This window comes from Moorena sp. SIO4E2 (genome assembly GCF_010671945.1).
Taxonomy (GTDB): Bacteria; Cyanobacteriota; Cyanobacteriia; order Cyanobacteriales; family Coleofasciculaceae; genus Moorena; species Moorena producens.
The window spans coordinates 1-7,416 of record NZ_JAAHIE010000375.1 but is presented as its reverse complement, the minus strand read 5'-3'; the positions used below and the strand labels follow the sequence as shown (position 1 = coordinate 7,416).

Genomic DNA, 7,416 nt, shown 5'->3' with positions numbered 1-7,416 from the left:
CCTGAGCTCAGGAGGGAGGAGTTTTATTGTAGACCTTAAGCGATAATCATGCCCACCAATACTGAACCAGATAAAAATCGTAGGGTGGGCATTGATCAGGAAGATTAAAATTAGTGAGCCTATAAATTAAATGAGCAATGCCCACCAATACCGAGGCTAAGTTATGAAACACTATCATATCACCTCATAAAAGGTACCCTCAAGGGTACTGCCAAGCCAGAGTTAGATTTGACATTATATAAATGTGTTGATTGAAATTAATTAAAGCAAGAGGTAAAACCCATGCCTTACAAATACTCTAACCCCTGTGTGTTCCAAGTTCCCATCAAATTAGAAGTACCGATTGTGCTCGACCTAGCTGTAGGTGCTAAGCGTAAGTGCTTTACTAAGTATGAGGAAATGGAGATCGAAGAGAACGGAGCGCCTACTGAGCCAGCGGAACCGGTTAGCACTTAGTCTCTTTAGCAATCTCTGACAAGAATCTTTGACGGCTGGCTTTAAATTAGTTCATAGAAATTAGTTCCTCAAATCCCCCTAGGCTTATCAAGTCAGGGGGGTTTTCTTAACCAGTCTCCTGCTAAGCTTAACGTAAGCATATGCCCTACGCGCACGCTACTTGAGGTGCCGTCAGCTGTCAGCCGTCAGCTTAAAATAAACCTCCCACGCTACTTGAGGTGCTTTCTGTAACTCAGCATTATTCGAATGCTGACCTGTTTTATTCTTAACGGTTTCCTCCTTAACCCTGCCGATAGCGCATACGGCGGTTTGCATAACTATCAGGTGCGCTTTCCGCATCTAATTATTAAATTCGCCACGGGTCGCACCTCAGGTACACAGGATTGTTTTCCCACTTCCGACTTCCGACTTCCCTGTTCTCTCTTCCCTGTTCCGGTGATCCGCTGTTCCCTGTTCCCTAAAATTCAGAAATTTGTACCTAACTGAATTGCAAACCGCTGATAGCTGATAGCTGATAGCTGATAACTGATAGCTGAATGCTTACAAGTTAACTAAAAGGTACCCTTAAGGGTACCGCAACTTGTTAGTAAATTATGAGACCATTGGGAGAGATTAAGACTACCTGCCAAACTACCTGATGGAGGGCAAATCATGCCTGACGAAAATATCCACGAATCCTCTTACAACTGTGAATTTGAGATTCCGATCAATTTTTTAGTTCCCTTCTCATTCAAGCCCACATTTGCTCCACAAAAGTGTACCTTCCAACTTTGCAATCACCCTGGTGCTAGTGCCAGTCCGCCACCCTATGGCTTGCGTCTTGATGGACTGCTCACTGGTAATGCCAGAGATATCTATACCTTTGATTTTGAGTACGAGGGCGCAGAGGTATTCCTCGACTACACCAGCACAGGTGAGATCCACATCTACGGAAAAGCCTTCGGTGGACAAAAAGAAGGGAAGAATTACAAAAAAAGGACAACTGACTACTGGGATATCGACTTTACCTACAAAGTTGTGGGACATAAAGACAACGATGCCTATGTCACCGAGAAAGCCTATGGCACATACAAGATTGGCATGGGTAAGGGGACAATCAAGTCTAAGAAGTTCAAGTCCTTTGATCTAGTAGACTACTTCGGTAATCATGAATACTCTTTCCGATTTGGTGATGATACGGAGCACCGGGGCCATAAAGGTATCTCTGGCTGGGGCTGGCTGAATCATAGTGATAGTGGTGCCAAAGATCGTATCTATAAGCACCTAGATTACTCTGACTGGCTATTCGTTGCTAAGATTCCTAAACTATCCATGGCTAAATGGAAGATGATCTGCTGGAGTGGCTTAGCCAGTGCAGTCTGGTGTGAGGATGATCCTAAGAAGTCCGAGCATGATTAGCGATTGGTTATAGCGCCGCGCGCAGTGTTGGGAGATGGGGAGATGGGGAGATGTAAGTGTGGTAAGTGTGGTAAGTGTGGGGGCGCGGGGAGATGGGGAGATGGGGAGATGAAGAGATGGGGAGATGAAGAGATGAGCAACTGGCTACCCAAGACGGCGCTAGCTCCGAAGCTCCCGACTCCCGACTCCCGACTCCCGTTCCCCTCCTGGGAGGGGTTAGGGGTGGGTACCGACTCCCGACTCCCTAAAACGAAGAATGACTAACCACTAATAAATTTCTTGATCTGTTCGAGTTTGTCTTTGTAGGGAGCATAGCGCAACTGCAAATCCAGCCAGAAGGATTTCTTAAGCACGCTTTTTTGGTGAGAAAAGGTATCAAAACCAGCTTTCCCATGATAAGCACCCATGCCACTATCACCAACCCCACCAAATGGTAGGGAAGGAACATTTAGATGCATAACTGTTTCATTCAAGCAAACACCACCAGCAGAGGTCTGTTGCAAAACCTGCTGTTGCTTTGCTTTGTCTCTGGAGAAAAAATATAGCGCTAATGGTTTTGGTCTTTGGTTAACTATCCCAATGGCTTCATCTAAATTACTGTATTCAATCACAGGTAGAATCGGACCAAAGATTTCCTCTTCCATCACTTTATCCTCTAAGGAAATATTGTCGATGACCGTGGGAGCAATATAGCGGTCTTCTGGATTAGTTTGTCCACCAATTATGATGTCACCATCGTTGAGTAAGCTACTCAAACGCTGATAATGCTTATCACTGATAATCCGAGCATAATCTGGACTTTTGGCGGGATCGTCTCCATAAAATTTATGGATACAGGCTTTGATTTCCTGGAGTAAATCAGATTTAATCTCCCGATTGACCAGCAGATAGTCTGGTGCAACGCAGGTTTGACCGGCATTGAGAAACTTACCCCAAACAATTCGTTTTGCTGTAGTCTCTATCGGCACATCTGTCTCCACAATGCAGGGACTTTTACCCCCCAACTCTAGGGTGACGGGGGTTAGGTGTTTGGCAGCAGCAGTCATGATAATTCTGCCAACTTGGGTGCTGCCGGTGAACAAGATATGGTCGAATTTTTCTGCTAACAGTTCCTGACTAGTTTCTACTCCCCCTTCCACTACAGTAATATAGCTAGGGTCAAAGTTTTTCTGGATAATCTCTGCGATCGCACCAGAGGTGTGAGGGGAGATTTCAGAAGGTTTGATAACGCAACAGTTTCCCGCTGCGATCGCACCCACTAAAGGCGCAATGGCTAGAGCAAATGGATAGTTCCAGGGACTGATAATCAGTACTACTCCCAAGGGTTCGGGATAAATTTGACCCGAGCCTGGAAAATTTGCCATTGAGACCGGGACTCTTTTCGGCTTGACCCAGGATTTAATATGCTTGAGGGTGTGATCAATTTCCTGCACCAGGATAATTTCGGTAGCATAAGATTCAAATTCCGCCTTGTGCAGGTCGGCTTTCAAGCCTTCTAAAATGGCAGTATCATTTTCTAAAATAACTTGCTTGAGGCGCTTGAGTTGGGCGATCCGGAATGCCACATCTTTGGTTTTACCGGTGCTGAAAAAATTGCGCTGCTGAGCCAAAATATCCTTGACTTCACTGGTTTGTAGTTCAAGCATCTTAAAATTTAATCCCTGAACGGAAAAAAAAAATCATTTTGTTCTGGTTCAAGGTTAGCAATTATTTGATAGGATAGTTTATTGCTAAATACTTGCAAGAGTTGAGTCAGTTCAGCTCCCTGAAAGCATTAAGTACATGACTTACCCATTGCCCCCTAAATCCCCCAACTTTGGGGGACTTTCGTGACTTTGTCCCCCCCAGATTTGGGGGGTTAGGGGGGCAAAACCAAGGAAACTTCCTAAGTCCTAAAGTAATCATTACCTCTGAAAACTCCCGATGCCACTAAAAATTTCAGCACTATTGAGCGGTAACAAACCATGGCATCGTCTGGGTTTGCCTGGTTGGACAGTCTCCGTAATTGCGATCGCACTCCTGATTTGCGCACCAGTCCTATCTGTGCTGGGCAGTATGTTCTCCGATTCTTCGGAAGTATGGAGTCATTTAGTCTCCACTGTCTTAGGCAGTTACATTGTCAACTCCCTGTGGTTAATTATAGGTGTAGGTAGTGGAGTATTAATCCTTGGGGTTTCAACAGCATGGCTAGTAACCATGTGTCGCTTCTGGGGAAGCCGGGTGTTTGAATGGGCTTTACTACTGCCTCTGGCAGCACCAGCCTATTTACTTGCCTATACTTACACCAATATGCTGGACTTTTTTGGACCCGTACAGACCTGGCTGCGGCAGCTGTTTGGCTGGACTAGCGTGCAGGATTATTGGTTTCCCAATGTCCGGTCTCTGTGGGGTGCGATCGCAATGTTGTCTCTGGTGCTCTATCCCTACGTTTACCTAATCACCAGGGTAGCGTTCCTAGAGCAATCCGTCCGTACCCTAGAAGCTGCTCGTTCCCTCGGATGTAACCCTTGGCGTGGCTTCTTCACCGTCGCTCTACCCCTAGCCAGACCAGGGATCATGGCAGGTTTGGCCTTAGCACTGATGGAAACCCTAAGCGACTTTGGCACAGTAAAGTATTTCGGTGTCAGTACTTTCACTACAGGCATATATCGTACCTGGTTAGACATGGGTGAGAGGTCAGCTGCTGCTCAACTAGCCGCCTGTTTGCTACTATTTGTAATTATTTTAATTCTACTAGAACGCTGGTCTCGTAAGCAATCTCGCTATTATGAGACTAGCAGTAGTTACCAGGGAATCAAGCCATTTCCACTAACTGGGATCAGAGCCATACTCGCGTTTGTAGCCTGTTTCCTTCCCACTGCTCTTGGATTTTTAGCACCTGCAGCATTTTTGCTGCACATGACCATTAAAAATGCCGAGGAAACCTTAGATGATAATTTTTGGCAGCTAGCTACAAATAGTTTACTATTAGCAATTACAACAGCTGCGATTGCTATGGTCTTAGCATTAGTCATGGCTTATGGGCAACGTCTAGTGCCCAAACTAGGGATGCGCTTAGCAGTACGCACTGCTGCCATGGGTTACGCTATCCCTGGTTCAGTGATTGCAGTTGGTGTCTTGATGCCCTTAGGTCAGTTGGACAATATCATTGACAGCTGGATGCGGGATAACTTGGGCATATCCACCGGTTTAATTTTTAGTGGCACCATCATTGCTCTAGTATACGCCTATCTTGTGCGCTTCCTAGCAATTTCATTCAATACCGTTGAATCCAGCCTAGGTAAGATTAAGCCTAGTTTAGATGATGCCTCTCGCAGTCTCGGTTATGGACCTACGCTGACCCTAATCAAAGTTCACGCCCCATTAATGTGGGGAGGATTGTTGACAGCAGCCATGTTGGTGTTTGTGGATGTGATGAAAGAGTTACCAGCAACTCTGATCATGCGACCGTTTAATTTTGACACCCTGGCAGTACGAGTTTACCAGTATGCCTCCGATGAACGATTAATACAGGCATCAGCACCAGCCTTAGCGATTGTTTTAGTAGGGATTATTCCAGTAATTTTATTAAGTTTGAAGATTGCTAAATCTCAGGGATAATAATGCAGAAGGCAGAAGGCAGAAGGCAGAAGGCAGAAGGCAGAATACAGAAGGCAGAAGGCAGAAGGCAGAATACAGAAGGCAGAATACAGAAGGCAGAAGGCAGAAGGCAGAAGGCAGAAGGCAGAATGAAGCATGAAGAAGGCATAATTCTTAATTCTTAATTCTTAATTCTTAATTCTTAATTCTTAATTCTTCATGGTGTTGGAATCAAAAAAAAGGGAACAGGGAACAGGGAAAAGAGGAGTTTTTGCTTTCTCGGCGCTACTCCCTACTCCCTCGGTGCGCTTTCCGTAGGCGAATTTAATTCGCCACGGGTCGCACCGCTCCCTACTCCCTAAAACGACAGTACTTGATCTAATTTATAACTGTTATACCCAACCAGCAATATCCATAAGTTGAACTGCTGTAGCACTATTGGGACCATATTGGGAAACACTGGTTGGATCTTCCTTGAAGGGAAAACCAAAGCCCGCAAGTACCGGATCAATCGGTGTTCCAGAAACCACTGGATATTCGCTATTAGCTTGAGCAAAGAAGGTCTGAGCCGTAGGGCTAGTTAGATACTCTAAGAACTTGATACCATTTTCTCGATTAGGAGCTGTTTTAACCAAGCCGCCACCACTGATATTAATGTGGGCACCCCGGTTTTGCTGATTAGGGAAAAATACACCAACTTTCTTGAAGATCCCCTGCTTGGCAGGGTCATCGGATTTAATATAGCGAGGTAGATAATAGGTATTTGCGATCGCAATATCCGCAATCCCAGCCGCAACGGCTTCAATTTGGGCTCGATCATTACCCTGAGGCTTGCGAGCAAAGTTACCCACAAAGCTCTCGACCCATGCTTTTACTGCTGGTACACCCAGGCTGGCAATCAGTGAGGCAACCAGAGACTGATTATAGATATTGCTCGATGAGCGGATAGCAATGCGACCTTGCCATTTGGGATCAGCCAGATTTTCGTAAGTTGACAGTTCAGCAGGGTTGACTCTGTCTTTGTTATACATAATCACCCGCGCTCGCTTAGTGAAGCCAAACCAGTGATTGTCAGGGTGTCGCAGGTTAGCGGGAATATTGGAGTTGAGTTCCGATGAATTAACCGGGGCAAAAATACCAGCCTGGTCAGCTTTCCAAAGACGACCAGCGTCAACAGTAATTAAGACATCAGCAGGGCTATTGGCCCCCTCACTTTTAATCCGTTCTATTAATGGATTTGCTTTCCCCTCAATCAGATTCACTTTAATACCAGTGATGCGGGTGAAGTTATCGTACAAGTCATCATCCGTCTTGTAGTGACGAGAGGAGTAGACATTGACTACCCGATTCTGGGCGACTGCTCTACGAGGTTTACCCAGTTCACCCAAGGTGTAAGCCGCCATGGCTGTACCACCTGCTAGTAAGATATTTCTTCTATTGATGTTCATCAGCAACTACTACTTTCTCTCCTTAGGGTTGTCGCTAAATTTATGCAGTAGGTATGTTAATCCAGCACCTGAGTTACCATACCTACTGCTATCGCTATAAATTATCGATTAGTTTGTAGATTTTGTAAACTACCTCAGGCGGTCGGATCGCAAATAAATCCTTTCAATTACCTGATTTGACTATATACTTGACCCTATAGTAGATGTAATGGTCAGTGTGTAGAAGAGGAACTTTACTCAGTATACTATTATTTTTTTAATAGCTTATCAGAAATTTATCTAAAAATTTTCCAGAGGAATAGAGCTGAAAGTTATAGGGCTGCGCCCAGGGCTAGGGAACTTCCGCCCTTAGGAAACAGGCACTGGAAAAGCTTGTCATATAAAGGGTTTAGCAATTATTGCGTCCTTGAATTTGGAAACACCTTTACCAGCATTACTACAATTGATAAGATTTTGCGGCTACTGACTACTGAGCGAGTCGGGAGTCGGGAGTCGGGAGTCGGGAGTCGGGAGTCGGGAGTCGGGAGTCGGGAGG

7 protein-coding genes are annotated in these 7,416 nt (G+C 45.3%); 5 read left to right on the top strand and 2 right to left on the bottom strand.

Features of this window, described 5'->3' with window-relative positions; translation table 11 throughout:
• The first annotated feature begins 282 nt into the window (after positions 1–282).
• From F6K37_RS27700 to F6K37_RS27690, 3 genes are all read left to right on the top strand, one after another.
• Positions 283–456 carry a hypothetical protein gene (locus F6K37_RS27700; RefSeq protein WP_193431500.1) on the top strand — a complete coding sequence of 58 codons (174 nt, stop codon included), beginning with the start codon at positions 283–285 and terminating at the stop codon, positions 454–456.
• A gap of 651 nt (positions 457–1,107) precedes the next feature.
• Positions 1,108–1,854 (top strand): hypothetical protein, encoded by a 747-nt coding sequence (locus F6K37_RS27695; protein WP_008184279.1) that lies wholly within the window; start codon positions 1,108–1,110, stop codon positions 1,852–1,854.
• Positions 1,855–1,896: 42 nt separating this feature from the next.
• Positions 1,897–2,118 (top strand): hypothetical protein, encoded by a 222-nt coding sequence (locus F6K37_RS27690; RefSeq protein ID WP_044493157.1) that lies wholly within the window; start codon positions 1,897–1,899, stop codon positions 2,116–2,118.
• Here F6K37_RS27690 and F6K37_RS27685 read toward each other — a convergent pair.
• Complete coding sequence (locus F6K37_RS27685; protein ID WP_287253620.1) at positions 2,115–3,500, bottom strand: aldehyde dehydrogenase; 1,386 nt, start codon at positions 3,498–3,500, stop codon at positions 2,115–2,117. The two genes, F6K37_RS27690 and F6K37_RS27685, sit on opposite strands and share 4 nt — an antisense overlap.
• 277 nt (positions 3,501–3,777) lie before the next feature.
• Here F6K37_RS27685 and F6K37_RS27680 point away from each other — a divergent pair, with 277 nt between their 5' ends.
• Positions 3,778–5,454, top strand: a complete 1,677-nt coding sequence (locus F6K37_RS27680) for an ABC transporter permease (RefSeq protein ID WP_008184287.1) — start codon at positions 3,778–3,780, stop codon at positions 5,452–5,454.
• A gap of 2 nt (positions 5,455–5,456) precedes the next feature.
• On the top strand, positions 5,457–5,618 hold the full coding sequence (locus F6K37_RS27675) for a hypothetical protein (RefSeq protein ID WP_008184289.1): 162 nt from the start codon (positions 5,457–5,459) through the stop codon (positions 5,616–5,618).
• Between the two features lie 207 nt (positions 5,619–5,825).
• On the opposite strand, the gene F6K37_RS27670 is transcribed toward F6K37_RS27675, so the two are convergent.
• The gene (locus F6K37_RS27670) at positions 5,826–6,881 is read right to left on the bottom strand and encodes a Fe(3+) ABC transporter substrate-binding protein (protein WP_287253617.1); all 1,056 of its coding nucleotides are present in this window, start codon (positions 6,879–6,881) and stop codon (positions 5,826–5,828) included.
• Positions 6,882–7,416: the final 535 nt, after the last annotated feature.